The organism is Puniceicoccus vermicola (assembly GCF_014230055.1).
Classification (GTDB): Bacteria; Verrucomicrobiota; Verrucomicrobiia; order Opitutales; family Puniceicoccaceae; genus Puniceicoccus; species Puniceicoccus vermicola.
The window spans coordinates 1-477 of record NZ_JACHVA010000091.1; the positions used below are offsets into that span (position 1 = coordinate 1).

Annotated in this window: 1 protein-coding gene; it reads left to right on the plus strand. The window is 53.2% G+C overall.

What is annotated here, in order from left to right:
• Positions 1-222: transposase (locus H5P30_RS11730; protein ID WP_185693133.1), on the plus strand; the 222-nt coding region annotated here is incomplete at its 5' end.
• Between the last annotated feature and the right edge of the window lie 255 nt (positions 223-477).

Consider the following 477-nt stretch of genomic DNA (forward strand, 5'->3'; position numbering starts at 1 on the left):
AGAGAGCACCACCGCAGCATCCGCACCAACAATATGCTCGAAAGGATCATGAAGGAGATACGTCGCAGAACCCGAGTGGTCGGAAGCTTCCCGGACGGGAAAAGCGCTCTCATGCTCGCCTGTGCCAGACTCAGACACATCGCCACAAAATCATGGTCAGATACCCGAAAATACATGGATATGACCAAGCTTGAGGAAATCGAACTTCAACAAACCGCCTGAAAATCGCCAGCCCCCCATGGGGGGCTATTGACATCAACATCAACTAAACATCATAAACCAATCACCAACGCCTTGAGGCACTTGGACCTTTTTGCGAAAGATTTTGGACACTAACCCGGGACCACGGGCTGATCCGAGACGAACTGTTCTGGAAGCTCGTCAAAACCGACTGGAACGCCGATGTCGACCGGGCCGGAAACGGCGAGAACGCCGTCAAGTATCTCGGGCAATACATCCGTCGCAGCGTCATCTCCG